Annotated in this window: 1 protein-coding gene; it reads right to left on the reverse strand. The window is 37.2% G+C overall.

Features of this window, described 5'->3' with window-relative positions:
- Positions 1–279 (reverse strand): HEPN domain-containing protein (locus tag U9P79_01580; GenBank protein MEA2103318.1); only part of this gene is annotated, 279 nt, incomplete at its 3' end.
- Positions 280–1,086 lie beyond the last annotated feature (807 nt).

Genomic DNA, 1,086 nt, shown 5'->3' on the forward strand with positions numbered 1-1,086 from the left:
TCTTGCTTCAAGATTAAAATCCGAAACCTCCTCAAGCAATTCCAAATTTTCATCATTCAATTCCAACCCGGCTTTTTCAGAAAGATATACAAGATTATGCGAAAATGGCGGTGTTTTGTCCTTTTTATCAATAAAAACGGCCTTTAATATTTTTTCGATTGTTAAATGACCAAAAAACAATGCATAAGAGTAATCTCTCTTTTCAAACAAATGATTCGCCACTTTCCAATCTTGATCGGAAGTTTTAAGCCAATATTTTATTTTATCTTTTTTTGCCATAAAACTCACTCAAAACTATTTTCTTCAACCCAAAGCCCAAAACTTCTTAGCTTCTCAGGGAGGGGGACTCTGCGGGACGTCCATAAATAAGTAAATAACTCTATATCTAATTGATATTTATGTTAGTTTAAAACCTCTTTTTTCCGTTTTTTGTTTGTCGAACCGCCGCAGACCTTTCGTTTGACAGGATTTATGAAATTGACAAGATTCTTTACTGAGCAAAACCATGAATCCCTGCATCCGAATGATGGCGGGCCGTAACCAATAGTTCCACTCCTTCGTTGCGCTGTAATGATTGAAGAATTTCAAAGAAGTTGTTTGTTTTTGGATTACCGGCAGGACTTAACATGCAGTATCCAGGGGGACATCCATGATTTCATGCGTTTCTATTTTTTTCTGAGAAGATTTGCCAGGTTTCATCCGGGTGTTGTTTTACGGAACAGTTAGGCCAATTCCTGATTAATGGGCGGGGACGCTGGCAGGTTTTTTGTAAGGTTATTCATCAATAAGCCCCTTTTTTTTCAACTGCACCCCTCTTTACTTACTGCTTAACTAAAATTTTGAGTTTTGAATTGAATGATTCTTTAGAAATTGGATTCGAAAAGCTCTCTTTTTTTCAACACTCTACCCAGCTCCGCCCCTTCGGTTACATAGCAAAATAAAACCCAACCAACTATAATTATAGCCTTTTTTTGTTTTAAAACATCAGAGGTTTTGCGGTGCAGAATCGGAATCAGGCAACCTCTTTATCAATTTCCATTCTTGCTTTGCCAATCTCTCGCTCTAATCTCTCATGCTCTTTCATCT

The organism is Candidatus Cloacimonadota bacterium (genome assembly GCA_034661015.1).
Lineage (GTDB): Bacteria > Cloacimonadota > Cloacimonadia > JGIOTU-2 > JGIOTU-2 > JAYEKN01.